At 73.5% G+C, this 24,404-nt stretch carries 29 protein-coding genes and 3 tRNA genes; 13 read left to right on the top strand and 19 right to left on the bottom strand.

Annotation, left to right across the window (positions count from 1 at the left end; translation table 11 throughout):
* On the top strand, nt 1-447 hold a 447-nt coding region (locus tag VGH76_RS11500; RefSeq protein ID WP_331556815.1), incomplete at its 5' end, for a MarR family winged helix-turn-helix transcriptional regulator.
* A gap of 137 nt (nt 448-584) precedes the next feature.
* On the opposite strand, the gene VGH76_RS11495 is transcribed toward VGH76_RS11500, so the two are convergent.
* On the bottom strand, nt 585-1,421 hold the full coding sequence (locus tag VGH76_RS11495; protein ID WP_331556814.1) for a hypothetical protein: 837 nt from the start codon (nt 1,419-1,421) through the stop codon (nt 585-587).
* Nucleotides 1,422-1,644: 223 nt separating this feature from the next.
* On the opposite strand from VGH76_RS11495, the gene VGH76_RS11490 reads away from it, so the two are divergent.
* On the top strand, nt 1,645-3,318 hold the full coding sequence (locus tag VGH76_RS11490; protein WP_331556813.1) for a serine/threonine-protein kinase: 1,674 nt from the start codon (nt 1,645-1,647) through the stop codon (nt 3,316-3,318).
* A gap of 23 nt (nt 3,319-3,341) precedes the next feature.
* Here VGH76_RS11490 and VGH76_RS11485 read toward each other — a convergent pair whose 3' ends face one another.
* The 6 genes from VGH76_RS11485 to VGH76_RS11460 form a co-directional block, all read right to left on the bottom strand.
* On the bottom strand, nt 3,342-3,464 hold the full coding sequence (locus VGH76_RS11485) for a hypothetical protein (RefSeq protein ID WP_331556812.1): 123 nt from the start codon (nt 3,462-3,464) through the stop codon (nt 3,342-3,344).
* 557 nt (nt 3,465-4,021) lie between these two features.
* Nucleotides 4,022-5,194: a glycosyltransferase gene (locus VGH76_RS11480; protein WP_331556811.1), complete on the bottom strand. Its 1,173-nt coding sequence runs from the start codon at nt 5,192-5,194 to the stop codon at nt 4,022-4,024.
* A 104-nt stretch (nt 5,195-5,298) separates the two neighbouring features.
* Complete coding sequence (locus tag VGH76_RS11475) at nt 5,299-6,483, bottom strand: RNA polymerase sigma factor (protein WP_331556810.1); 1,185 nt, start codon at nt 6,481-6,483, stop codon at nt 5,299-5,301.
* Between the two features lie 9 nt (nt 6,484-6,492).
* A complete protein-coding gene (locus VGH76_RS11470; protein WP_331556809.1) occupies nt 6,493-6,840 on the bottom strand; it encodes a YciI family protein in 348 nt (115 codons plus the stop codon).
* 30 nt (nt 6,841-6,870) lie between these two features.
* Entirely contained in the window at nt 6,871-7,290 is a 420-nt protein-coding gene (locus VGH76_RS11465; RefSeq protein WP_331556808.1) for a DUF6069 family protein, read from the bottom strand.
* A gap of 109 nt (nt 7,291-7,399) precedes the next feature.
* Nucleotides 7,400-8,224: an alpha/beta hydrolase gene (locus VGH76_RS11460; RefSeq protein ID WP_331556807.1), complete on the bottom strand. Its 825-nt coding sequence runs from the start codon at nt 8,222-8,224 to the stop codon at nt 7,400-7,402.
* Between the two features lie 59 nt (nt 8,225-8,283).
* On the opposite strand from VGH76_RS11460, the gene VGH76_RS11455 reads away from it, so the two are divergent.
* The 3 genes from VGH76_RS11455 (at nt 8,284) to VGH76_RS11445 (ending at nt 10,781) form a co-directional block, all read left to right on the top strand.
* Nucleotides 8,284-8,904 (top strand): TetR/AcrR family transcriptional regulator, encoded by a 621-nt coding sequence (locus VGH76_RS11455; protein WP_331556806.1) that lies wholly within the window; start codon nt 8,284-8,286, stop codon nt 8,902-8,904.
* Between the two features lie 255 nt (nt 8,905-9,159).
* Nucleotides 9,160-10,041 carry an alpha/beta fold hydrolase gene (locus VGH76_RS11450; RefSeq protein WP_331556805.1) on the top strand — a complete coding sequence of 294 codons (882 nt, stop codon included), beginning with the start codon at nt 9,160-9,162 and terminating at the stop codon, nt 10,039-10,041.
* 89 nt (nt 10,042-10,130) lie between these two features.
* Nucleotides 10,131-10,781 (top strand): class I SAM-dependent methyltransferase, encoded by a 651-nt coding sequence (locus VGH76_RS11445; RefSeq protein ID WP_331556804.1) that lies wholly within the window; start codon nt 10,131-10,133, stop codon nt 10,779-10,781.
* Nucleotides 10,782-10,791: 10 nt separating this feature from the next.
* On the opposite strand, the gene VGH76_RS11440 is transcribed toward VGH76_RS11445, so the two are convergent.
* The gene (locus VGH76_RS11440) at nt 10,792-11,010 is read right to left on the bottom strand and encodes a hypothetical protein (protein WP_331556803.1); all 219 of its coding nucleotides are present in this window, start codon (nt 11,008-11,010) and stop codon (nt 10,792-10,794) included.
* Nucleotides 11,011-11,101: 91 nt separating this feature from the next.
* Nucleotides 11,102-11,422 carry a hypothetical protein gene (locus tag VGH76_RS11435; RefSeq protein WP_331556802.1) on the bottom strand — a complete coding sequence of 107 codons (321 nt, stop codon included), beginning with the start codon at nt 11,420-11,422 and terminating at the stop codon, nt 11,102-11,104.
* A gap of 234 nt (nt 11,423-11,656) precedes the next feature.
* On the opposite strand from VGH76_RS11435, the gene VGH76_RS11430 reads away from it, so the two are divergent.
* A complete protein-coding gene (locus tag VGH76_RS11430) occupies nt 11,657-11,815 on the top strand; it encodes a DUF6131 family protein (protein WP_331556801.1) in 159 nt (52 codons plus the stop codon).
* A gap of 216 nt (nt 11,816-12,031) precedes the next feature.
* Complete coding sequence (locus VGH76_RS11425) at nt 12,032-13,444, top strand: selenium-binding protein SBP56-related protein (protein ID WP_331556800.1); 1,413 nt, start codon at nt 12,032-12,034, stop codon at nt 13,442-13,444.
* Nucleotides 13,445-13,466: 22 nt separating this feature from the next.
* Here the strand turns inward: VGH76_RS11425 and VGH76_RS11420 are convergent, their stop codons facing one another.
* The 5 genes from VGH76_RS11420 to VGH76_RS11400 all read right to left on the bottom strand — a co-directional run bounded on the left by VGH76_RS11420 (nt 13,467) and on the right by VGH76_RS11400 (nt 15,229).
* A complete protein-coding gene (locus tag VGH76_RS11420) occupies nt 13,467-13,640 on the bottom strand; it encodes a hypothetical protein (RefSeq protein ID WP_331556799.1) in 174 nt (57 codons plus the stop codon).
* 525 nt (nt 13,641-14,165) lie between these two features.
* A tRNA-Arg gene (locus VGH76_RS11415) sits at nt 14,166-14,241 on the bottom strand.
* 3 nt (nt 14,242-14,244) lie between these two features.
* Nucleotides 14,245-14,318, bottom strand: a tRNA-Arg gene (locus VGH76_RS11410).
* A 4-nt stretch (nt 14,319-14,322) separates the two neighbouring features.
* Nucleotides 14,323-14,395, bottom strand: a tRNA-OTHER gene (locus VGH76_RS11405).
* A gap of 231 nt (nt 14,396-14,626) precedes the next feature.
* Nucleotides 14,627-15,229, bottom strand: a complete 603-nt coding sequence (locus VGH76_RS11400) for a helix-turn-helix domain-containing protein (RefSeq protein ID WP_331556798.1) — start codon at nt 15,227-15,229, stop codon at nt 14,627-14,629.
* Between the two features lie 142 nt (nt 15,230-15,371).
* Here VGH76_RS11400 and VGH76_RS11395 point away from each other — a divergent pair, with 142 nt between their 5' ends.
* Together VGH76_RS11395 and VGH76_RS11390 are read left to right on the top strand one after the other, a co-directional pair.
* Complete coding sequence (locus VGH76_RS11395; RefSeq protein ID WP_331556797.1) at nt 15,372-16,106, top strand: SDR family NAD(P)-dependent oxidoreductase; 735 nt, start codon at nt 15,372-15,374, stop codon at nt 16,104-16,106.
* Nucleotides 16,107-16,169: 63 nt separating this feature from the next.
* On the top strand, nt 16,170-16,793 hold the full coding sequence (locus VGH76_RS11390) for an NADPH-dependent F420 reductase (protein WP_331556796.1): 624 nt from the start codon (nt 16,170-16,172) through the stop codon (nt 16,791-16,793).
* 329 nt (nt 16,794-17,122) lie between these two features.
* Here VGH76_RS11390 and VGH76_RS11385 read toward each other — a convergent pair whose 3' ends face one another.
* From VGH76_RS11385 to VGH76_RS11375, 3 genes are read right to left on the bottom strand one after another with little or no spacing between them, the layout of a single operon-like run.
* Nucleotides 17,123-17,935 (bottom strand): LLM class flavin-dependent oxidoreductase, encoded by an 813-nt coding sequence (locus VGH76_RS11385; protein WP_331556795.1) that lies wholly within the window; start codon nt 17,933-17,935, stop codon nt 17,123-17,125.
* 31 nt (nt 17,936-17,966) lie between these two features.
* Nucleotides 17,967-18,104, bottom strand: a complete 138-nt coding sequence (locus VGH76_RS11380; RefSeq protein WP_331556794.1) for a hypothetical protein — start codon at nt 18,102-18,104, stop codon at nt 17,967-17,969.
* Complete coding sequence (locus VGH76_RS11375; RefSeq protein WP_331556793.1) at nt 18,101-18,361, bottom strand: hypothetical protein; 261 nt, start codon at nt 18,359-18,361, stop codon at nt 18,101-18,103. The genes VGH76_RS11380 and VGH76_RS11375 overlap by 4 nt, the downstream gene beginning before the upstream one ends.
* 478 nt (nt 18,362-18,839) lie before the next feature.
* Between VGH76_RS11375 and VGH76_RS11370 the strand changes: the two genes are divergently transcribed.
* The 4 genes from VGH76_RS11370 to VGH76_RS11355 all read left to right on the top strand — a co-directional run bounded on the left by VGH76_RS11370 (nt 18,840) and on the right by VGH76_RS11355 (nt 22,544).
* Nucleotides 18,840-20,030 carry an FAD-binding domain gene (locus tag VGH76_RS11370; protein WP_331556792.1) on the top strand — a complete coding sequence of 397 codons (1,191 nt, stop codon included), beginning with the start codon at nt 18,840-18,842 and terminating at the stop codon, nt 20,028-20,030.
* A gap of 194 nt (nt 20,031-20,224) precedes the next feature.
* Nucleotides 20,225-20,917: a response regulator transcription factor gene (locus VGH76_RS11365; protein WP_331556791.1), complete on the top strand. Its 693-nt coding sequence runs from the start codon at nt 20,225-20,227 to the stop codon at nt 20,915-20,917.
* A gap of 35 nt (nt 20,918-20,952) precedes the next feature.
* Nucleotides 20,953-22,293, top strand: coding sequence for a HAMP domain-containing sensor histidine kinase (locus VGH76_RS11360; RefSeq protein WP_331556790.1), 1,341 nt, complete (start codon nt 20,953-20,955; stop codon nt 22,291-22,293).
* Nucleotides 22,290-22,544 carry a hypothetical protein gene (locus tag VGH76_RS11355; protein WP_331556789.1) on the top strand — a complete coding sequence of 85 codons (255 nt, stop codon included), beginning with the start codon at nt 22,290-22,292 and terminating at the stop codon, nt 22,542-22,544. Before VGH76_RS11360 ends, VGH76_RS11355 begins: the two co-directional genes overlap by 4 nt.
* A gap of 79 nt (nt 22,545-22,623) precedes the next feature.
* Here the strand turns inward: VGH76_RS11355 and VGH76_RS11350 are convergent, their stop codons facing one another.
* Both VGH76_RS11350 and VGH76_RS11345 read right to left on the bottom strand, forming a co-directional pair.
* Entirely contained in the window at nt 22,624-23,256 is a 633-nt protein-coding gene (locus VGH76_RS11350; protein WP_331556788.1) for a hypothetical protein, read from the bottom strand.
* 138 nt (nt 23,257-23,394) lie between these two features.
* Nucleotides 23,395-24,228: an ANTAR domain-containing protein gene (locus tag VGH76_RS11345; protein WP_331556787.1), complete on the bottom strand. Its 834-nt coding sequence runs from the start codon at nt 24,226-24,228 to the stop codon at nt 23,395-23,397.
* Between the last annotated feature and the right edge of the window lie 176 nt (nt 24,229-24,404).

The following is a 24,404-nucleotide window of genomic DNA, read 5'->3' as shown; positions in this document are numbered from 1 at the left end:
AACGAGGCCGACGTGCTGGGCGAGCTCCTCCACCAGGGCGACGTGACGCCGACGCAGATCGCCGCGCGCACCGGGCTGACGGCCGGCAGTGCGACCACGCTGATCGATCGGCTGGTCTCGGCCGGCCTCGTCGCGCGCGCGGCGCATCCTGAGGACGGCCGACGGATCCTCGTCGGCCTCACCCCGAGGGGACGCTCGGCGATCGACACCATGTTCTCGCTGTTCGCCGCGGATCTCGAGAATGCGCTCTCGCAGGCCGATCCGGCTCTGGCCACGGATTCGCAACGGCGCGATTCACTCACCGAGCTGCTCCGCGCCATGGCATCGTCGTTGCGGGCCCGCGCGGCGGATCCCGCGCGGATCCAGTCGTCCGTCCGAGCGGCGGGGCGCGCGGGCGACCGGGCGGCGTGCGACTCGTCGTCGACCTCGGGAGAGAGGGCCGACTGACCGCCCCGGGGGGACAGGGCGGCAGCCGACCCGGCGCCATCCGCGGTTCGGGGGGATGAACCACGGCGACGTCGAGTGCATCTTTTGATAGTCGAAGGATCGCTGTCAAGAGACCGATGTCCCGCTCCGTGTCCGGATCACGCGGCTCGGGCGAAGGACGCGACGTGGTCGCGCGCCCAGTCGCGGAAGGTGCGCGGCGTGCCGATGAGCCCGCGCAGGACGGCGTCGATCATCACCCGGTACGCGGCCGACGGGGTGACCTCGACGTGGCGCAGCGGGCGGCCGAGCACCTCGGCGAGGATCGCGACCTCGTCGGCCGGGCCCAGCGCCTCCGGCCCGCACAGCGGATGGGACCGCCCCGTCGTGACCCGGCCGGGTGAGCACCGTGGCCGCGGCGTCGGCGATGTCCCGCGGGTCGACGAGCGCGACGCGGCCGGCAGCAGCGACGTCGACTGCGTCGACGAGTCCACCGGGACCGGCACCGCCGGCACCGCGGACACCTGGACGAGGAATGCGGGACGAACGTCCACCCCGGGCGGGCTGTGCATCCCGGGTCGTGCGCCTGCGCCGGCGCCGGTCACGACGCCGCCGGCCTGACCGGGAGCGGTCCCCGGCGGGAGGCCCTCCGCGCGTTCTCGGGTCGGTGAAGCCTCGACCACACGGAAGAGCCGGGTCACGCGACACGTGACCCGGCTCGTCCTGCTGGATCGCTCAGCCCATCCCGAGGCCGTCGTCCTCGAGCTTGGTCCACCCAGCTCGTTGTCGATCGTCGTGACGCCGGTGGCGTCGTCGACCTTCTCGGTCAGCGGGCCGACGCCGGTGGACTCCTCCACCTCGTGGACGGCGGCGCCGGCCTCCTGGATGGTGCCGGACTCCGCGACGTCGGCCACGCCACCGCCGAGCCCGACGAAGCCGATGGTCACCAGCAGCCCGCCGGCGAGGCGGCCGAGGTGCGTACGCGTGTTCCCTGACAAGGTGCCCTCCTTGCCGGCGACCGATGCGGAGCCTCGTCGAGTGGTCCCCCGGAGCTGCGGAAGCGGGGTGTGGGCAGCGCCGGGGGACCACTCGGCAGAGGGCGGCTCTGCGCTGACGACGGCCGAGCGCACCGCCGACGACGCACCTCGGTGCTCCGGTGAGGTATGCGCCGGGGCGCGGATGGGCAGACTCTCGCGGCGCGCGAGGGTGAGGAGGACCCGGGTGGCCGAGGACGACCAGCTGATCGCCGGGCGCTACCGACTCGCCGAGCGCGTGGGCAGCGGCGCGATGGGGGTCGTGTGGCGCGCCGAGGACGAGCGGCTGCGTCGCACCGTCGCGCTGAAGCAGGTCCGGCTGCCCGGCGCGGTGGACGACCACGGCCGGGACCGGGCCCACCGGCGGGTCATGCGCGAGGGCCGGTTGTTCGCCCGACTGCACCACCCGAACGCGATCGCGGTGTTCGACGTCGTCGACCACGAGGCCGAGCCCTGGCTGGTCATGGAGTACCTGCCCTCGCAGAGCCTGGCCGAGGTCGTCGCCGCACGCGGCGTCCTGACGCCCCTGGCCGCCGCGAGCGTCGGGCACCAGATCGCCGCGGCACTGACCGCCGCCCACACGGCCGGGATCGTGCACCGCGACGTCAAGCCGGGCAACGTCCTGCTCGGCGCCGACGGCGTGGTCAAGGTGACCGACTTCGGGGTCTCCCGCGCGATCGACGAGGCCACCGTGACCACGTCCGGGATGGTGGCCGGGACCCCGGCCTATCTCGCTCCCGAGGTGGCGCGCGGCGCCGAGGCGGACTTCCGCTCCGACGTCTACTCCCTCGGCTCGACGATCTACGCGGCCGTGGAGGGTCAACCGCCGTTCGGCCAGGGCGACAACACGCTCGCCCAGCTCCACCGGGTCGCGACCGGCGACTACACCCCGCCCCGCCGCGCCGGCTCCCTGACCCCGCTGCTGGAACGGCTGCTCGACGACGACCCGGCACGCCGACCGGAGATGCACCAGGTGCGCGACGAGCTCGGGCGCCTCGCGGCGGTGGAGGCCGAGACCGAGGAGGTGGCCGAGGAGCGGCCCGGGCCGGCGAGCGCGCCGGAGGAGGGCGACGGCGGGGTCCGGTCGGGCATCGTCCCCCTGGCGGCCGCGGCCGCCCGGACACCCACCGCCACCGGTGCACCGCCTCCCGAAGGTTCCGCCGGCCCGGTCGCCGTGGACGCCGCCCCCGCTCCCCCGCCGCCGACCACCCCGGACACCACCCTCCCCGTCGTGACCGGGCTCGCCGGAGGCACCGCGACGGGTCCCGGCGAGGAGCACCTGCCGGTCCCGGACGACGAGGGGCCACGGCGCCGGCGCGGACCGCTGGTCGCCGCGGGTGTCGGGGTCGCGCTGGTGGGAGCCGCCGTCGTCCTCGCCCTGGTGCTGGCGACGACGAGCAGCACCGGCGGCGGCACGGTCGCCGCACCGGCCCCGACGACGACCGCGAGCCGGCCCGACACCGGCCAGGACACCGGGACGGACGGCGGGTCCGGCGACGGCGTGGCGTCCGCCGGCCCCGCGGCCCCGGCACCGGGCACGCCGGACCAGGTCGCGGAGCAGCAGGCGATCATCGACTACTACGGGCTCATCCCGACCGATCTGGCGGAGGGCTGGCAGCGCCTCACGCCGGGCTACCAGCGCAACACCGCCGGTGGGTTCGCCGGCTACGCGCGCTTCTGGGGCGCCATCCGCAGCACCAGTGTCCGCGGGGTGTCACCGGGCCCGGGCGACACGGTCGACGCCACGGTCACCTACGTCGACGACGGCGGCCGTACCAGCCAGGAGCGCACGCTCTTCCGGATGGTTCAGCAGGGAGGGTCCTGGAAGATCGACGGCAGTCAGGTGCTGTCGAGCCGCTGACCTCCGCCCCGCTCGACGGGGAGTCAGCCCTTGCCCTTCTTGCCGCCGCCGTCACCGCGGCCCTTGCCCTTGGCGCCGGGCTTCCCGCCGGCCGGGGGTCTCTGTTCGTCGGAGCGGGTCCGGGCGTCCGCGCGCGTGGCCGGCACGGTCCCCGCGGCGGCGCCCGACGGACCGGCCCCCGGACCGGAGGTCGCAGGGTCGGTCGCGGCCGGATCGGGCGGGCCAGGATCGGTCGAGGCAGGGCGGGCGGGTGCGGCCGTGGGGCCCGGCGGAGCACCCGGGAGCAGAGCGGCGCCGACGGCCGGCGGCTGCGGGGTGGCGGCCGCCGAATCCGGTCCCGGACGCGATCCGAGTCCGAGGAAGGTCGCCCCGGCGGCGGCCACGAACACGACCGCCGCAGCGCACGTGAGGCGCGCCCAGGACCACGTCATCGTCCCTCTTCCCGGCGCCCACGGGCCGAGGTCATCCACCGGTCGTCCGCAGCGCCGCCGCCACGTGTTCAGCTGGTGGGCTCATTGAGAGCCTCCCCGTACATCGACAACGCAGGCGCGCCCCGCACCTCGGGGCGTCTCCCTCCACCCCGTACATCGCTTCGCGGAGCCCGTCCGTTACCGATTCGTGATTTGCGCGGACATCCCCTGGTCGCGGCCGCGTCTGAGAGGAACAGCCGCGTCATCGCGCAGATCAGGACCTGGCCCACGGGTCAGCGGACGGCACGGCGGCGCCCTGCCGTGGCGGCGATGACCGGGACCGCCCCGTCCGGGAGCGGCAACGTGGCGATCTCGTCGGCCATCCGCCGCGCGGCGGCAGCGGGCGCAGGGTCGTCGAGCACCCCGAGGATCGCGCGCCGCAGGTCGGCCGGGTCGATGGCGCTGGTCGAAGCCCCGTCGTCACGCGGAGCAACCGCGGCCCCGACGCCGAGTGCGGCCACCCGACGGGCGTTCTCCGGCTGGTCGGCGAAGAGCGGCGTGACCACCAGCGGAACGCCGGCCGTCAACGCCCCGAGCGTCGTGCCCGATCCGCCGTGGCACACGACCACGCTCGCGCGGGCGAGGACGTCAGCTTGGGGGACCCACGCAGCGACGTGCACGTGGGGGCCCGGCGGGACGAGGCTGCCGGCCCCGACACCGTGACCGGTGGTGAGCAGGACCCGGGCCGGGAGGTCGGCCACCGCCTCCAGGGCGAGCCCGTAGACCGGGGCAGCCGTGGGAATTCTCGCCGCCACGCTGCCGAACGTCACGTACACCAGCGGGCGCTCGTCGCCGGGCCAGAGGTCGGGGAGCGGCCCGGGCACGGGTTGCGGCGGCCGGAACCGATGGGTCGGCGACGGGTCGGGCCCGTGACCGGAGTCGAACGACGGCGGGAAGAGGGTCAGATACGGAGCCGCCGCGATCCGCGCCGGCAGCCCCGCGCGCCACGCCTCGACTGCGGGGGCCGCCATCCCCGTGATCTGCTGGTGCGCGGCGATCAGCCCGACGGCGACCTGGACGTGCGGGACGTCCTGCTCGTCGGCCACCACCGCGGAGGCGAATTCGGCCGGCTCGCGGACGATCACGTCGGGCTGCCACCCGCCCACGGCGGCGCGCATCGCGGGGACCATCGCCCGGACGTCGAGCGTCGCGAAGATCCGGCCGATGACCAGGCGCTCGGCCTCGACGGAGGACAGGTGCGGGATCTGGGCCCACACCGGTCCGGTCTCCGCCTCGGGGGGCAGCGCGCCCGGCGCGAACGGGATCGCCTCCCGCTCCGCGGTGGCGGTGAGGCCGGGCGGACCCACCAGCAGGATCTCGTGGCCCGCCCGGCGACAGGCCGCGGCGAACGGGAGCAGGGGCGTGATGTGTCCCGCCCCGCCGGTGCTCGCGAACAGGACCCGCATCGAGCGACATTATCGCCGCGGAGCGCGGGGCTCCGGAAATCGATTCCGGGCCGCGACCGACGCGGTGCCCGGGCCGTGACCGGGACGGCATCCCGGAGGCGGGCTCACGGCGTGAGCCCGGCGCGACGCTCCTCGAGGAACGCCCGTTCGGTGTCGTTGCCGGCCAGGGCGACGGCCTCGTCGTAGGCGTCGCGGGCCTCGTCGTCCCGACCCATCCGGGCCAGGAGGTCCGCGCGGGTGGCAGGCAGCAGGTGGTAGCCGGGGATGTCCAGCTCCTCGACGACCGCGAGCGCGGCGGCGGGTCCGTGGACCTCGGCGAGGGCGACGGCGCGGTTGAGCGCGACGATCGGGGTCGGGACGTGGGCGAGGAGCTGGTCGTAGAGGGCCAGGACCTGCGGCCAGTCGGTGGCGTCCCCGTAGGTGTGCACGGCGTTGATGGCGGCCTGGATCTGGTACGGACCGGGCCGGCCGCGGCGCAGGCACCGGCGGACGAGGTCGTGGCCCTCGGCGATCAGCTCGGCGTTCCAGAGGGCGCGGTCCTGGTCGGCCAGTCTCACGAGCTCGCCCGAGGGGCCCACCCGGGCGGGGCGGCGTGCCTCGGTGAGCAGCAGCAGCGCGAGCAGCCCGAGCACCTCAGGCTCGTCGGGCATCAGGTCGGCGAGCGCGCGGGCCAGGCGCACCGCCTCGGCAGACAGGTCGGTGCGCAGCAGCGGACCCGCCGTCGCCGTGTAGCCCTCGTTGAAGATCAGGTAGAGCACGGTGAGCACGGGCGGCAGCCGGTCGGGCAGTTCGGCCTCGCCGGGCACCCGGTATGGGATACCGGCGTCGCGGATCTTCTTCTTGGCCCGGACGATGCGCTGGGAGATGGTCGCCTCGGGCACGACGTAGGCGCGGGCGATCTCGGGCACCTCGAGCCCGCCGAGCAGGCGCAGGGTGAGCGCGGTCTGTGCGAGCGGCGACAGCGACGGGTGACAACAGGTGAAGATGAGCCGGAGCTGGTCGTCGCGCACCGGACCCACCTCCTCGGGCTCGTCGGGCTGGTTGAGTTGCAGGGCCTGGGCGTGGCGGGCCTCGCGGGTCGACTCGCGACGCAGGCGGTCGATGGCCCGGTTCCGGGCGGTGGTGACGATCCAGGCGCCCGGGTTGGGCGGGAGGGTCTCCCACTTCTCCATCGCCACCGCGAACGCGTCCTGCACGGCCTCCTCGGCGAGCCCGATGTCGCCGAGGAGGCGTGTCAGGGTGGCGACGCAGCGGCCGTACTCGGCCCGGTAGACGCTCGTGAGGTCCATCGGTCCCGGTCAGGCGAGGCCGTCGAAGGGCCGCACCTCGATCGGGACACCGCAGGCCACCGTGGCCTTCCCGGCCCAGGCCAGCGCGGCGTCGAGATCGTCGAGCTCGAGCACCCAGAACCCTCCGAGCTGCTCCTTCGTCTCGGCGAACGGACCGTCGGTCATCGTCGTGCTGCCGTTGACCTCCCGGACCACCGTCGCGCTGTCGGAGGGCAGCAGGCCCCCGGCGAACACGAAGACGCCCTCGGCCTTCATCTCGTCGTTGACGCCCCCGACCCGAGCGAACATCGCCTCCCGCTCGTCGTCAGTGAGTGTTGGCGCTCCCTCGTCGATCCGGACTCCCAGCAGGTAGTGCATGACTTCGCTCCCTCTCTCCGGGTGGTGTGGTCAGGACAGCCGACGCGCGACGGCGGGGATCACGATGGCGGCTGCGACGACGTGGGTCAGCATCAGCAGCATCTTCGTGGTCACGGCGGCGTCGACGAGCAGGTCGGGCACGAAGGACAGCACGGTCAGCGCGATGGTGGTGCGGAACCACGCGACGCGCGGGCGCCCGGAGAACCGGCGCACCGCCACCCCGATGCCCAGCCCCAGGACCGAGAAGATCAGGGTCAGGACGGCGAACCCGGACGTCGGGATCGGCGCGCCCCCGACGTTCGTCGTGATGCCGACGGCCTGGCCCACCGCGGCCACGGCGGCGGCGGAGACGGCCGCGGCGACGGCGGCCGCCGAGCCGGTCAGCAGCAGCGAGCCGACGGACGGAGTCGTGGTCGTGGTGGTGGCGTGGGTGGGGATGGTGGTGGACACGGGGACCTCCGGTGGGTGCGGAGAGCCGGCTCGGTTGCCGCTCCCTCACCCAGGCGACGAACGGGATCGACGCCGTTCGACACCCGCCCGGAAAAAATTCTCGTGGAGGTCAGGCGGCGGCGGCCGCGACGAGCCCGGCGAGGCGGTCGGGCCGGTCGATCATCGAGAAGGTCCGCGCCCCGTCGATCACCTCGAGCTTGGCGTGCGGGATCTCCGCCTGGAGGTGGTGGGCGTCCTCGACCGGGAAGAACACGTCGTCGGCGGACCAGGCGATCAGGGTCGGCAGCTGGATCTCGCCCAGCCGCGCCCCCACCTCCACCGACGTCTCCTGGGCAAGCGAGGCGGTCAGCCGGCGCAGGTCCTCGACGACGGCCGGGTCGGCGAGGGCGGGCCGCACCCACTCCGCGGTGAGCCCGTCGATGTCGGTGTGGGCGAGGCCGCCGTAGGCCCGGCGCCGCACCGGCGCGAGGCGCAGCGGCCACACCGCGGCCCGGAAGCTCGCCCGGCTCCGGGAGGCGAGGACGAACGGCCGCAGGACCGGCGGCGGGAAGTTCTCGAACGCGTCGCAGCTGGTCAGGACGAGCGCACCGAGACGCTCGGGGTGGTGGACGGCGACGAGCTGGGCCACCAGTCCCCCGGTGTCGTTGCCGACGAGGACGACATCGTGCAGGTCCAGGGCCTCGAGGAAGGCCGCCACCGTGGCGGCGACCCCGGGCAGGGTCGACGGGGCGCCGGGGTGCAGCGCCTCGGGGTGCGCTCCCAACGGCCAGGTGGGGGTCAGGCAGCGCAGGCCCTCGGCGGCCAGACGACGGCGCAGCGGTGCCCAGAGCGACCCGCCCATGGCGTAGCCGTGGACGCACACGACCGGCCGGCCGGTGGCGGGGCCCTCGCCGTCGTAGTGGATGTTGGCCGTGGACAGTGCGGCGACGGACATCGCGGCCTCCCGGTGCTCTATGTTACGTACAGCCTGTTCTCAACTTACCGGCAGGGTGTATGGAAAACAAGCGTCGGACGCAGGCGGAGCGCTCGGCCGCGACGAGTGCCGCCCTCAAGGCCGCCGCGCGGCGGCTCTGGGCCGAGCGCGGCTTCGCCGAGGTGGGCACCCCCGAGATCGCCACCGCCGCCGGCGTGACCCGGGGCGCGATGTACCACCAGTTCGCCGACAAGAACGCGCTGTTCGTGGCGGTGCTCGACGACATCGAGCGCGAGGTCATGGCGCGCCTGGTCGACGCGGTGGAGCGCGCTGCGCCGGACTCCCCCGCGACCGCGCTGCGCGTCGCAGCGGACGAGTGGCTGGAGGTCTGCCTCGACCCGGAGGTACACCGGCTGGTCCTGCTCGACGCCCCGAGCGTCCTGGGGTGGTCCCGCTTCCGTGACCTGACCCGCCAGTACAGCCTCGGCCTGACCGAGGCGCTCCTCGGGGAGGCGATCGACGCCGGCCAGCTGGCGCCCCAGCCCACCCGCCCGCTCGCGCACATCCTGATCGGCGCGCTCGATGAGGGCGCGCTCGTCATCGCGACCGCCACCGACCGCGACCGGGCGTCCGGCGAGGTCCACGACGTCCTGCACCGTCTCGTCGACGCGCTGGTCGGTCCCCCGCGATCGCAGGGGTGAGGCGCCGCTCGCGTGCGAGCCGGTTTCGCGCGGGTCGGGGGCGGCCCCGACGCGCCCCGGATCGGGGTCACCCGGCCTACGCTGCGGGAGTGGCACCGCCGGCCCACGAGATCCGGTTCCTGACGCTGGACGGCCGCCGCATCGCCTACGAGCGCAGCGGCGAGGGACCACTGCTGATCTGCCCGGCGTGGTGGGTCGGCCACCTGGAGCTGGACCGCGACGACGCCGCGGTCGCCCGCTTCTGGGACGCGCTCGGTGACGGGTTCTCCGTGGTCCGCTACGACCGGCTCGGGGTCGGGGTCTCGGGACCGCAAGCTGCGGGACGAGGACCTGACCCTCGACGGCGAGGTCGAGGTGATCGGCGCGCTGTGCGACGAGCTGGGAGCCGACCGGGTGCGGTTGCTGGGAGGCTCGTCGGGCGGGTGCGCGGCGACGGCGTTCGCGGCGCGGTTCCCGGAACGGGTCGAGGCCCTCCTGCTCTACGGCGCCTACGCCGACGGCCCCGGGATCACGCGGCCGGAGGTGCGCGACGCGATCGTGGCCGCGGTCCGCTCCCACTGGGGTCTCGGGTCCCGCCTGCTGTCGGACATCTTCCTGGGCGAGGTCGGCGCCGCGGAGCGGGAGCGGTTCGCCCGCTTCCAACGGATGGCGGCGAGCGCCGAGACGGCCGCCCGGCTGCTCGAGCAGGTGTACCGCAACGACGTCCGGGACAGGTTGCCGCTGGTCCAGGCGCCGACACTGGTTGTCCACCGTCGCGGCGACCGCGCGATCCCGTACCGGTTGGGCCGCGAGGTCGCCGCGGCGATCCCCGACGCGACCCTGGTTCCGCTGCCGGGCAGCGCGCACTTCCCGTGGGCCGGGGACGCCGAGGGCGTGGTGCGGGCGCTGCGCACGGTCCTCGCCCCGGAGAGCTCCCGCACGACGTCGGCCGTCGAGCCCGCCGCGGTGCTGCTGTCGCGGCGCGAGCGCGAGGTCCTGCGGCTCGTCGCGGACGGCCTGGGCGACCGCGAGATCGCCGAGCAGATGGTCGTGAGCCCGCACACCGTGCACCGTCACGTCGCGAACATCCGCCGCAAGCTCGGCCGCGGCTCCCGCACCGCGGCGGTGGCCGAGGCCGCTCGCCTCGGACTGCTGTAGGTGCGCTCCGGTGGCCGGGACGGGCCATCTCCCGGGGATGGCACGTCGGGGCGATGCCGCGCCGGTTCCGCCCTCCTACCGTCGTGCGCATGACGACCGACACCTCACCGCCCGACGCCGTTGCCGGGTCCCGCTTCTTCGCGGCGCTCTACGACCCGTTCCTGTGGCTCGGCGAACGCGCCGGGATGGGCGCCCACCGCCGAGAGCTCCTCGGCCAGGCGCGGGGGCGCACGGTGGAGATCGGGAGCGGCACCGGCCTCAACGTCGGCCACTACCGCCGCGACGTCGAGGACCTGGTGCTCGCCGAGCCCGACCCCGCGATGCGCGGGCGGCTGCAGAAGGCGGTGCGCGGCGGCCCGCGCGGAGCGCGGGTGATCGACGCCCGCGCCGAGGCACTCCCGTTCGACGACGCGAGCGTCGACACCGTCGTCTCGACCCTCGTCCTGTGCACCGTGGACGCGCCCGACGCCGCGTTGCGGGAGATCGCGCGCGTCCTGCGGCCCGACGGGCAGCTGCTCTTCCTCGAGCACGTCCGGTCCGAGTCACCGACGCTCGCCCGCTGGCAGGACCGCCTCGCCGGGCCGTGGCAGCGCTTCGCCGAGGGCTGCCGGTGCAACCGTGCGACGCTCGAGCTGGTCACTGCGAGCGGGTTCCGGGTCGACGCGCGCGCCGCGGCGTGGCCGGCGATGCCGCCGATCGTCCGTCCCCTGGCCATCGGCCGCGCGACCCTCGTCGCGTGACCCGCCCGGGTCACACCCCGACGCGCCGGTCCACCGGATAGTCGGGGAGGTCGATCGCGTCCGGCGGCGGGCGCCCGAACCGGTCGAGCAGCCCACCGAGCTTGTCGGTGGCGAAGGCGGCGAGCCCGAACGCGGCGCGCTGCACCGTCCGGCCCGTCGCGGTCCGCGGGTTCATCGCCCGCAGCATGGCGGGCCGCACGGTCTGCGCGCGGTCGACGAACGTCCGCATCAGCTCCTCGAAGCGGGCCAGCGCGGGTCGGGGATCGTCGCGGCCGTCGAGCTCCCCGGGATGCCCTCCTCCCCCGGGTTGAACCGACGCCTCAGTGCCCGCTGAGTCGCTTGCGGTTGGACACCACGCTGCGGTGCACCGGGGCGACGACGCCGCTCACGAGCCGAGCGGTGTCCTTCGGCGGTGTCGTGATCGCGGCCGCGGCCACGCGGCCCAACGCCTCGGCCTTCTCCCGGACCATGCGGGCGAGCTCGCGGCGCTCGCGGGCGTCCGGCGGCCACCCGCCCGCCACCAGGCGGGCGGTGCGGTAGCTGATCACGATCGGGGCCGACACCGAGATCTCGACGAGCTGCAGCCAGGGCCGCACCCACCCGGCGTCGGACGGCCGTCGTGACGAGTTCTTCGAGGTCATCGGGCCCACGCTACGTGCCGACGCTGCCGCGCAGCGTCCGACGACCAGTGAGCCGATCCCGGCTCGGCCGGTCGCGACGGCATCTCCGGCAACCGGCGCAACTTGTCCACGAATCGGGCTCTCGCCAGCACCACGACGTCGCCGGGACTCGTTGCGGGGTCGCCGGGCCGGACAGCACTCACGACATCGCCACCGGTTCGGCGGACCGCTCCCTATCTCCCGGAGGCAAGAGCCGTGATCATCCTCGGAATCATCCTGATCGTCCTGGGCTACCTGGTGCCCGCCGTCCCGAGCATCGTCGTCACGATCGGCTGGATCCTGCTCGTCGTCGGTCTGATCCTCACGCTGCTCGGCGCCGTCGGACGCCCGGTGGGACGCAAGACCTACTTCTGACCTGCTCCCCGGGGCCGCCCGTCGCGACGGACGGCCCCGGGGGTGCCGCCGGCCACGCCCGGTGGACGCCCGGCGCCGGACCGCGACCGAGGCACCCGGTTCACCCAGCCCTCGGCATCCGTCCGGGCCTGCGCCCTCCGACGGACGACGCCTACCCCCGCTTCCGGACGAATGTGACGCTGGGGAGGACCCGCACCGCTCGCGAGGGGAGGTCTGATGACCTCGACCGTGGACCCGACCTTCTACCGTTCCCCCTCCGAGGCCGCGGCCGCCCCGCCCGAGGGGCTCGCCTACGTCGCGGCCTTCGACCGCTCCGGCGCCGCGCCCGATGCCATGACCGTCGTCGACGTCGACCCGGCCTCCGAGCGGTACGCGCAGGTGGTCGGGTGGACCGACGTCTCGCCCGGCGCGGAGCTCCACCACTTCGGCTGGAACGCCTGCAGCAGCGCCCTCATGCACGAGGGTCACGACGTCGAGGGGCTCTCGCGGCGCTACCTGCTCGTCCCCGGCCTGCGCTCCTCCGACGTCCACGTGCTCGACACCCGGCCCGACCCCCGGGCGCCCCGGCTGATCAAGACCATCAGCGCCGCGGAGCTGTCCGCGAAGGCCGGCTACTCCCGGCCCCACACGCTGCACTGCGGACCGGAGGGCATCTTCCTGACCTGCCTCGGCGGCCCGCTGGAGGACCCGGACGGCCCGGGCGGCATCGCCCTGCTCGACCACGACACGTTCGACGTCGTGGGCCCGTGGGAGACCGACCGCGGCCCCCAGCACTTCGCCTACGACGCCTGGTGGCACCTCCAGCAGAACGTGCTCGTCTCCAGCGAGTGGGCCAGCCCGTCGATGATCGAGGACGGGCTCGTCCCGGAGCTCCTGCTCGGGAACCGCTACGGCCACACGCTGCACTTCTGGGACCTGGCCAAGGGCGTGCACCAGCAGAGCGTCGACCTCGGCGCCGAGCACCAGATGGTCCTCGAGGTCCGGCCCTCGCACGACCCGGAGGCGACCTGGGGATTCGTCGGGGTCGTCATCTCCACCGCGGACCTGTCGGCCTCGGTGTGGCGGTGGCACCGGCCGGGGCCGACCGCCCCGTTCGAGGTGGAGAAGGTGATCACGATCCCGGCGGAGCCCGCGGACGCCACCCTCCTCCCACCGGCCCTCGCGCCCTTCGGCGCGGTCCCCCCGCTGATCTCGGACATCGACCTGTCGGTCGACGACCGGTTCCTCTACGTGTCCTGCTGGGGCACCGGCGAGCTCAAGCAGTACGACGTCGCCGACCCGGCGCACCCCCGCGAGGTGGGGTCCGTGCGCCTCGGGGGCATCGTCGGGCGCGTGCCGCACCCGGCCGAGCCCGACCTCCCGCTGGCGGGCGGGCCGCAGATGGTGGAGGTGAGCCGCGACGGGCGACGGGTCTACGTGACCAACTCGCTCTACGGCGCCTGGGACGACCAGTTCTATCCCGACGGCGTCGGCGCCTGGATGGCGAAGTTCGACGTGGGTCCCGCCGGCGGCCTGACCCCGGACGCCCGGTTCTTCCCGCACGGCGACGCCTTCCGCGGCCGGCGCGTCCACCAGGTGCGTCTCCAGGGCGGGGACGCGTCCTCGGACTCGTACTGCTACCGGTCCTGACGCGGCGCCGGCCGCCGAGGTGTCAGAACTGGAGGTGCAGGCTCACCCCGAGCAGCACCAGGGGCCACAGGAAGAGCGCGAGCAGGAACGAGATCAGGCTCGAGAAGTTCGTGATCCCGTAGCCGTTCGACAGCGCGACGACGAGGCCGATGATCAGCCAGAGGACGGCTCCGAAGGACACACCGCGACGGCGCATCTGACTCTCCTCGAGGGCGACGGGCGAGGCACCCCCGGGCGGGAGCGCGCAACGTACCACCATCATGGTCACCCGAGGAGCCACGGGGTTGCGGGGCGCCTGGAGCGTCCCGCGGCAGGTCGTCCGCGGTCGCGGGACCTCCGGCCCTGGGTGCGCGACCGCCACGACGACACGCTCGACCCGTGGACGCCGACGACGTCATCGACCGGGCCTGGGCGGACGACCTGCTCGAGCTGGCGGTCGACCGCGGGTCGGTGCCCTGGCAGGTCGCCGCCCTGCTCGTCCTCGACCGCCCGCTCGACCCGGACGAGGTGTCCCGGGCACTCGCCCTGGTAAGGCACGGACCTGGTCCGCGTGCAGTTCGTTGTGGCGGCCGGCGTCCAGGACGACGCGCACGCCGTAGGCGTCCGCCCGACCATCCAGGTATCGGCGGAGACGATCGGTGACTACATGGACGGCCACCCGGCGGCTGTTGCAGTTCGGTTGGCTGCCCGACGACCGAGCCGACGCTGCCGCCGGCGTTCGTGGTGGCCCGAGCACGAGTCGAACCTGCGACACGCGGCTTCGTAGACCGCTGCTCTCTCCGCTGAGCTACCGGGCCTCGCCGGGACGAGGGGAGTCGAACCCCTGACCTGCCGCGTCGGAAGCGGCCGCTCTGTCCAACTGAGCTACGTCCCGTCGGTCGGGGTGGTGGGAATCGAACCCACGGTCTCCGCCTACCCAACAGCGGTGGCTTGCCACTGGCCCACACCCCGAGAGGGCGCGCAGCCGTGCCGGAGACGCAGGAGTGCTCTACGACTGGCGACGGCCGCGCGCTCGGCGCGGTCCCGGTCGGAGCTGGCTCATGGACAGGACCATATGGCTCGAGCGCTGGTGGCGCGACGACATTTGGCTCGGCACAGCACGGCGGGTTCGAGGCGACCTCCCGGCCTCTGGGAGGTCGTGACCGAACCAGGCCGAGCCCAGAAGATCATCGTCACCGCTCCCTACGCGGTCATCGTCGGGGCCGTCGTGGGGATCGCGTTGTCGATGAGGACCGCGGCAATGGCGGCGGCGGTGGGGAAGGATTCGGCGTTGAGGACTCGGGTGCGGGCCGAGGCGCCGTCGAGGAGCAGCGCCAGTTGTTCGCCGAGCTGTTCGGGGTCGGTGGCGCCGGCTTCGCGGGCGGTTTCGGCGAGCCGCGCGGCGATGGCCTTCTTGTAGTCGCGTGCGCATCGGGACGCGGGGTGTTCTGGGTCGTGGATTTCGACGGCCGCCGCGATGTAGGGGCACAGGGGCGCGGTGTCCCCGGCCGCGGGCACCTCGAAGGCGGCGAGGAGTCGATCGCGGGGCGTGAGGTCGGTGCGGTCGAACACTCCGGGCATCACGTCGGGATCGAATCGGCGCAGGTATTCGGCAACCAGCTCGTCCTTGTTGGTGAAGTGCTGGTACGCCGTGCGCTTCGACACCTGGGCCACCTCGCAGAGTTGGTCCATGCCGGTGCGGTTGATGCCCTGGTCGCGGAACAGTTGCCGCGACGCGCCGAGGATGCGCTCGCGTGCGCCCCTGCCGCGGCGCCGGCGTTGGGGGCCCTTCTCCAACTCCGTCATGCCTCCAGCGTAGCGCATCGGGTAACGCTCGGTGTACGTAGCTTGCGTGGCGGACGGCCAACCGATACGTTACGGACACAGGTCGGTGTACTTAGCAGTCGGACCGGTCGGTTCGCACACCTCTCAGCTCAGTGGAGTGATCGTGGGAAAACTTGACGGCAAGGTCGCGGTGATCACGGGTGGATCGAGCGGCATGGCGCTGGCCGGTGCCAAGTTGTTCGTCGACGAAGGAGCTCACGTCTTCATCTCGGGTCGCCGAAAGGAGACGCTGGATGAGGCCGTCGAGCTGATCGGCCGGAACGTGACCGCTGTGCAGGGCGACGCGGCCGATCTGGCGGATCTGGACCGTCTGTACGACACGGTCAGGCAGGAGAAGGGCGCGATCGACGTGCTGTGGGCCAGTGCCGGGATGGGCGAGCAGGGCAGGCTCGGCGAGATCACCGAGGAGCAGTTCGACGCCGCCTTCTCACTGAACGCACGCGGCACGCTGTTCACGGTGCAGAAGGCGCTACCGCTGCTCAACGACGGCGGCTCCATCTTCATGACCGGGTCGAACGCTTCGCTGCGGGGCTTTCCCGGGTGGAGTGTCTACGCGGGGAGCAAGGCCGTGCACCAGACCTGGGCCCGTGTGTGGCTGGCCGAGTTGAAGGACAGGCGGATCCGGGTGAACGTGCTGACCCCGGGACAGGTCGCCACGGCGAAGCAGGAGGAGTTGTTCGACGAGGAGACGAAGCGGCAGTTCGAGTCCCTGATCCCGCGAGGAGAGATGGGCCGCCCGGAGGAGATCGCGACGGTCGCACTGTTCCTCGCCTCGGACGACTCGAGCTACGTGAACGGGATGGAGCTGGTTGCCGACGGCGGCACCACGGTGACCTGAGCGCCGGGCCCGACCCGGCACGAACGAGATCGAAAGCCCAGAACAAGGAAGAGAGCACACCTCGTGGGCAGCATCAGCATCATCGGCACCGGGAACATGGCCCGTACCATCGGCGGGTTGGCGGTAGCGGGCGGCAACCTCGTCGAGGTCATGGGCCGTGATCAGTCCAAGGTCGCTGACCTGGCCAAGAATCTCGGCGGCGGCGCCACGACGGGAGAGTGGGGTGCCGTCCCGGCCGGGGACATCGTCATCGTGGCCCTGCTGTACGACGGTGTCGTTCCGGTCATCACCCAGTACGGAGACGCTCTCGCGGGCAAGGTCATCGTCGACATCAGCAACCCCTTCAATTCCACGATCGACGGGCTGGCCCACCGCGAGGCCACCTCGATCGCGGGGGAAGTCGCCAAGGCCGCCCCGGCGAGCGCCGGCGTGGTGAAGGCGTTCAACACCATCTTCCGTCACGTCCTGGAGAACGGCCGGCCCGACGTCTTCATCGCCGGCGACGATGCGCAGGCCAAGGCGGGCGTGGAGGCGTTCATCATCAGCCTCGGGCTGCGCCCACTGGACGTCGGCGGCCTGGAGATGGCGCACTGGCTGGAAGGAGCGGGCTTGATCACGATGGGCCTCGCCCGCCACGGGGTGGGGAACTGGGACTTCGCCCTCGGCGTCACCGAATTCCCCGGCTGAGCCGCGTCCGCCTTGACATCCGTTCTCAGTCGAGGGTGTCTTGCGCGGGATCCGATCCGGGGCTCACGGTGCGGCGGGGAAGACGTTGAACGACCGGCCCCGGGGCGTCGCAGCTGCCGCCGTCGGCTCATGCTGGGTGCCGTTTGGTGGAGCAATGCTAGTATCGATTTAGTACTAGAAAGTGTTGTGTTGGGAGAGGCTCGCAGACCGGTACCCCGAGGACTGATCGACGAGTACCGCCTGGTGGTCCACCCCGTCGTGCTCGGCTACCTCCCCCCTGTTCGAGGGCGCGGCCCCCGTCGACCTGGACCTGATCAGCACGGCGCCTCTCACGTTCCGGACAGTCGTGCGACCAGCGGCGCGAACTCCTCGATGAAGCCACTGTTGACGCTGACGTAGGAGACACCGAGTTCGGCGCGCCGGCGTTCGAGCTCGGCGGCCATGTCGTCCACGCCGCCCCGGATCATCGTCAACGAGTCGTGCTCGATGAGGGTCTCCGCATCGGCCTCGATGAAGCCACGCATCCACGGCGGGACGTGCTCACCGACGACGAAGATGTTCAACGCGAGCTCGATGTCCCGGCCGTCCGCCGCCGCCCTGATGTCCTCGACGTGGGCAGCGAATTCGTCCCGGGGGGTCAGCACGCCGCCGGCCAGCGTCACGATGTCGGCCTTGGCGGCGGCGAGTCGTCGCGCCCTCGGGCCTCCCGCGGCGAGCATGACCGGCGTGTGGGCGTCGCCGTCGAGCCGGCGGACGTGGTCGATCGTCTCGGAGAGCGCGTCGAGCCGTTCCCGGCCGTTGCCGTAGGGCAGCCCCAGCTCCTCGGCCTGCTCCCGCATCGTCGGCAGGCCGGTGCCGAGGCCGAGCTCGAAGCGGCCCTCGGTCAGCGTCGCCAGGCTGTGCGCCTCCCACGCCGCGGCCCGCGGCGTCCGCAGCGGGCCGGCCAGCACGAACGAGCCGACGTGCAGCCGCGTGGTGACCGCAGCGGCCATCGCGAGCGACGCCGTCGGGGTCGGCAGGTTGAGGTTGTCCGGGCAGAGCAGCGTCGAGTAGCCGAGCTCCTCCGCGCGGCGCGCCGTGTCCCGCCATGCCGCCCCGCCCTGGTGGGCCGCGGCCACCACACCGAACCGGAAGGGCTTCATCGGCTGACCCCCGCGTCGTCGTCGAGCCGATTCAACCACCGCCGACACCTCCCCCACGCCGGCCCGCTCGTCGGACGAGCGCGAGCACGACCGCCGTCGTCGCCATCAACCCGGCCGCGCCGAGCAGGACGCCGCGCAGGCCCGCCGTCGGGACGAGGACCCCGATCACCGAGGGGTGACGGTGGCGCCCACCGAGCCGACGAACAGGGCCGTGGTGAACGCTGCCGCGGGCTCGTCGGGCACCAGCCCCGCGGTCCAGATGGGCAGCGCTGCGGAGCCGACGGTGTTCGCGGACCCGAACAGCACGGCGGACGCCAGCAGTGCGCCGGCCGCGAGGCCGGTGAGGCCCGAGGCCCCGACGTGCACCGTGGCTGCCGCGACCGCGGGGTCGCCGTCCGCGCTGACCGGGATGGACCGGGTCCTCAACACCTGAGCGCAGTGGGCGCGACGCACGAGGCGGCCGCCACGGCCTCGACGACCGTCCTAGCGTGGGCGCCATGCCGAACATCCGGACCGAGGACGGCGTCGTCCACCTCCTCAGCCCCACCAACGGGGACCTGGGACAGCCGCTGTGTGACGAGCCCTCGAAGCGACTCCCGAGGCGCGGGTCGGCGCACGCGACCGAGGACGGTGCCACCTGCGGGAATTGCCACCGGCGATCCATCGGCACGGCGAGGGCTCGGCTGGGGACGGCGATCGGGCACGCCCTGGAGGCCGGCGTGACAGCGCAGGAGGTGGCGGAGCTGATCGGCTCGGACCGGGACTGCGTCCATCGCATGACCGGTACGGCTGCCGGGGAGTGACCTGCCTTGCGATCCCCTGACGATGTGTCGCAGCTCGGCCCGCTGCGAGTCCATCGCTGCACACTGCAGGTGTCACCGCTCGTCCAGCGACGGGGGCCGTCGTGAAGGTGCTCGTGGTGGGCGTGGGGGTCGCCGGACCGACGCTCGCCTACTGGCTGCTCAGAGCCGGACACGAGCCCGTGCTCGTCGAGCGGGCGCCGGCGCTCCGCCGCGGCGGCCACCTCGTCGACTTCTGGGGCGCCGGGTTCGACGTGGCCGAGAAGATGGACATCGTCGCGGAGCTCCGCCGGCGAGGGCATCGGTTCACCGAGGCGAGAGCGGTGACCTCCCGCGGGAAGGGGTTCGCCTCGTTCACGCCTGGCGCGATCGTCGGCTCGGACGAGCGTTACGTCAGCATCCCTCGCTCGGACCTCGCCGCGACGGTCCATGACGCCCTCGAGGGGCGCGTCGAGACCATCTTCGACGACACCGTGTCCACGCTGGAGGACGACGGCGTCCGGGTCCGCGTGACCTTCGAGAGCGGGTACGAGCGCGAGGTGGACCTCGTGGTCGGTGCTGACGGTCTGCACTCGCGGGTGCGTCGGTTGGTGTTCGGCCCCCAGGAACGGTTCGAGAGACGCCTCGGGATCGTGGTCTGCGCCTTCGACGTCACCGGCTACGGCCCGCGCGACGACCTCGTCGCCGTCATGTACGCGGGGATCGGCTTCCAGCTGGTCCGTCTGTCGATGCCCGGCGACGTGACGATGTTCCTGATCACCCTCCGACACGCGGGGGACGTTCCCGAGACCGACCCGGTCGCCCAGCAGGACCTGCTGCGCGAACGTCTGGCCGGAGCGGGCGGGGAGACCTCGGCAGCCCTCGAGGCGATGTCGTCCTCGGACTCGTTCTACTTCGATCGCGTCAGCCAGATCCGGATGCCGGCGTGGACCCGGGGGCGGGTCGGGCTCGTCGGTGACGCCGCCGCATGCCCGTCGTTGCTCGCGGGGCAGGGCTCGGCGCTCGCGATGATCGAGGCGTACGTCCTGGCCGCGGAGCTGGCCGGGTCGGGCGGCGATCATGCCGGAGCGTTCTCCCGCTACGAGGAGCGGCTGGCGTCGTTCGTGCGGGCGAAGCAGGACGGCGTGCGCGGGCTGGGCGTCGCGTTCGCGCCGAGGAACCGGGGCCAGCTGATCCTGCGGAACGCGGTGCTGCGGCTGCTCGGCCAGCCCTTCGTCGCCGCTCGGGTCATGGGCACGAGCTTCCGCGACGCCGTCGAACTCCCCGTCTGGACCCCAGCAGGTTCCTCGCCCTGACGGCGATAGGCGCATCCTCGTCAGGACGTCGTGCGGAGCGGCCCCGAAGGGTCGTCGTCCATTCCGGCCTGGGCCACGCAAAACCCGCTGACGATCTCCTGACGATCGTGGTCACAGGCTCGACCGGCGCGTGGAGGGCTGGTGGCCGGCACTAGCGTGGGCTTCAGGGGGACGCGAGCGGAGAGGACCCGGCCATGGCCACCCGTGTGCTGCTCGTGGAGGACGACGAACGGATCCGCCAGGCCCTCGGGCTGGCCCTCGCCGACGAGGGCTACGAGGTCGTGGAGACCGCGACCGGCGAGGAGGCCCTCGACGTCGTCGACCCCGACCTCGACGTGGTGCTCCTCGATCTCATGCTGCCCGGCATCGACGGCATCGAGGTGTGCTCGACGTTGCGGTCCCGGGGTGACCTGCCGATCATCATCGCCACCGCCCGCTCGGACACCGCCGACGTCATCTCCGGGCTCGAGGCGGGCGCGGACGACTACGTGACCAAGCCGCTGGTCGCGGGCGAGCTCGCGGCACGCATCCGGGCACTCCTGCGTCGCCGCCGCCCCGACACCACCGGCGCCGCGTCCGCGAACCCCGTCGTGCAGGTGGGCGACCTCGAGATCCACCCGACCCGCGAGGTGGTGGAGCGCGACGGCGCGGCGCTGCACCTGACCCACACCGAGTTCCGCCTGCTCCTCGAGCTCGCCTCCGCCCGGGGGGACGTCGTGACGCGGGAGCAGCTGCTCCAGCGCGTCTGGGGGTACGACTACTTCGGCGACACCCGGCTGCTCGACGTCCACATCCGCCGACTCCGGCGCAAGATCGAGCACGACCCCGACGAGCCCGCCCTCGTGCTCACGGTCCGGGGCTCCGGCTACCGCGCGGGCGGGGCGTGAGGGCGCGGGCGGCCCGACGCCTGCGCTCCCTGTCGTTGCGAGCGCGGGTGGCGGCGGCCTTCGGGCTCGTGACCCTCGCCGTCGCCGCACTGCTCTCGTTCACCACGTGGCAGCTCGCCTCGAACTACATGTTGGCCCAGCGCGAGCGCGGGGCGACCGACCAGGCGGTCATCGACGCCCGGCTGGTGAGCGACAACCTCGCCCGGGGCTCGCCCGACCTGCCGGCCCTGCTCGTGGGGCTCACCGGCGAGCCCCAGACCGGTGTGGTGCTCCGGGTGGGGGACCGGTGGACGTCCGTCGGTCAGGTCGACGTCAACGCCCTGCCCGGCGACCTGCTCCGCGCCGCCGGCCTCGGCACACCCGCCCGCCAACGGCTGGTGGTGCACGGCGCGCCGGTGCTCGCCGTGGCGGTCCCGGTCGCCCCCGGGGGCGGGTTCTTCGTGGAGCTGGCCCCGCTGACCGAGCTCGACCGCACGTTGCGCTTCCTCAGCGCCACCCTGGTCGCCGGGACGACGGCCGCGGCGGCGCTCGGGACCCTGCTGGGCTGGTGGACCACCCGTCGCGCCCTGCGTCCGGTGTCCGACCTGACCGAGGCCGCCGCGCGCATGGCCGAGGGGGACCTCGGCGCCCGGCTGCCCGTCCCACCGGAGAACGACCTGGCACCGCTCGCGGCCCGGTTCAACGCCACGGCGGAGGCGCTCGAGCAGCGGGTCCAGCGCGATGCCCGCTTCGCGAGCGACGTCAGCCACGAGCTGCGCTCCCCCCTGACCACGATGATCAATGCCGGGGAGGTGCTGCGGCGCCGGCGCGACGAGCTGCCCGCGACCGCGCGCCGGGCCGTCGATCTGCTCACCGCCGACGTCGCCCGCTTCCACCGCATGGTCGAGGACCTCCTCGAGATCTCCCGGGGAATCCAGGCGCCGGCGACCTCGGACCTCGAGCCCGTCGACCTCGGCGTCGTCGTGGAGAACCTGCCGGCCGACCTCGTCGGGACCGCCGCGGTGGTCGTCGAGCGACCCGCTCCCCTCGTGCTCGCCGACCGCCGGCGCCTGGACCGGGTGCTGGCCAACCTGTGCCAGAACGCGCGGGTGTACGCGGGCGGGGTCACGCGCATCGCCGTCTGCCGGCGGCAGGGTCACGCGGTGCTCGAGGTCGACGACAACGGGCCCGGGATCCCGGCGGAGTTCCGGGACCAGATCTTCGAGCGGTTCGCCCGGGGTCCCCGCCCCGGGCGTGGCGAGGACAGCGGCGGCACGGGGCTGGGACTCGCGCTGGTCGCCCAGCACGTGCACGGTCACGGCGGCCGGGTGTGGGCCGAGGACCGGGCCGAGGGCGGCGCACGGTTCGTCGTGGAGCTGCCGGAGGTGACCCGATGACCCTGCGCGGGGCCCGGGGGCTCGTCGCCGTGCTGGGTCTCGCGGTCGCCCTCGGCGGGTGCGGGGTGCGACCCCAGGTCAGTCCCGAGCTCCTGCCCGCGACGGCGCCCACGAGAGAGGCGCCGACGATCACCACCCAGCGCGGGCCGGGCTCGTCGAGCTCTCCGGCGACGCCCGTTCCGTCACCACCGGCGAAGTCGTCGCCGGTCCCGACGTCGCCGGTCCCGACCCCGGGCCGTGCCGCGCCGTGACCGGATCGTCACCCGTGGACGTGCGAGTGCCCCCGGCTCCTGGGAGCCGGGGGCACTCGCGCTCGCGTGGCGCCGACGCTCAGCGCACGTTCGACGCGTACTCCCGTGCCGACTCGGACCGGTCGGAGCGGTCGGCGTGCGACGCGCCTTCGCCGACCTGACGACCGGTGGCCGACGCGGCGGCCGTCGTCCCGGCGATCGCCGCGACGAACGCGACGCCGAGCCACAGCGCGGCCCAGCCGGCGCCGTTCTGGATGGCCTGGTTCGCCTCGACCAGGACGCCGGGGTTGGTGCCGAGCTGCTGCGGCCCGGTGGCCGTGACGGTCGACAGCAGGCCGCCCAGGTTGCCGGCGACCGCCGCGCCGCCGACCGCGGCGACCGCGAGCACGCCGACCGCGGTCAGCGCCCACACCATGGCACCCTGCAGCGCCGCGTTCACGCTCGTCCCCCGCTCCGAGGCCGACGCGGTGCCCGCGGCGAGGCCGCCGACGAACAGCGCGATGATCGCGAGCACTGCGCTGACGATGCTCGCGGCCGTGCCGGCCCCCGAGCCGTCCACGCCCAGCGCGATCCAGCCGAACGCCACGAACAGCAGTTGCAGGACCAGGTAGACGGGCAGGGCCACGACGGCGCCGACCCAGGCGGGACCCCAGCGGGTCGTCCCGCGTGAGGTCGCCGTGGTCACGCCCGAGGTCTGATCGGTGGTGGTCATGAGACTCCTCATCAGTTCCGCGACAGTGTCACGGGCTGAATCTCAACCCGCTGTCTCTCGGCTTCCCGGGCCTCACGGCCGATCATCTTGCGGTTGCCTGACACCGGGCGCGGCCCACGTCACGCGACTGCCGCCTGCTCAGCCGGCCCCGGACGCCGACACCCGCTGCCGCGGCCCCGGCAGACGCACGGGTGCCGGCTGCGCCGCGGTGGCCGGCTGCACCCCTGTGGCCGGCTGCTCTCCGCTGTCCGGGCTCCCGGTGCCGCATCGTCCGACGAGCCAGGTCGCCACGTCCACGAGTCGGACGTTGCTCTGCTGGGAGATCCTGACGAGACGGTCGAACGCGGCGGCGGCGGTCAGGCCGTGGCGCTCCATGAGCATTCCCTTGGCCTGACCGATGACGTCCCGCGACGCCACCGCCCGCTGGAGGGACTCCGCACGGTCGATCGCCTGGAGCGTCACGGCGATCGGCGCGGCGAAGGTCTGGGCGGCCTCGACATCGGTCTGGCCGAAGCCGTCGGCCCGCGCGCCGTAGAAGGTCAGCACGGTGGGGCGCTTGCCGGCCTCCACCGGAAGGGCCATAGCGAGGGTGGACGCGAACCCGGCCGCCCGGGCGGCAGCGACCCAGCGGGGCCACCGGTGGGAGGCGTCCGAGTCCAGCGCCGTGACGGCGGCGGTCGCGGAGGTCGCGTGGGTCCCGGCGGCCAACACCGGACCCTCCCCGAGGTCGGCGCCGAGGCGTTCGAGCTCCTCGATCACCGGATCGGTGCCGGCACGCGACAGGACCCCGCGCGGGGATCGCTCGAGGATCCCGGCCTCTCGGGCGTCGGGAAGCGTCTCGAGCGCTCCGCCGAGCAGTGCGTGCAGCAGGGCAGGCAGGTCGCGGTCCTCCGCGGACCGCGTGCGCTCGGTCGAGGCGACGAACTCTTCGATGCGGGTCAGCGCCGCTAGTGCATCGAGATGGTGGGACATGGGACTCCGTCCGCTGCTGTCTCCACGGGGCCGCGGCCGGGTTGTCGACCGGCGCCCCGAATCCGTGGGGTTCAGCGTTCCCGAGGAGTCCGGTGACCGGCCACCGCGCCATCTGCCGATCCCCTGACGATGCCTCCGGCACGTCGGCCATCATCGTCAGGGACCATCCACCCAGA

The organism is Actinomycetospora sp., from assembly GCF_036497585.1.
In the GTDB taxonomy this organism is placed as follows: Bacteria; Actinomycetota; Actinomycetes; order Mycobacteriales; family Pseudonocardiaceae; genus Actinomycetospora.
This window is presented reverse-complemented; position numbering and strand designations above follow the sequence as displayed.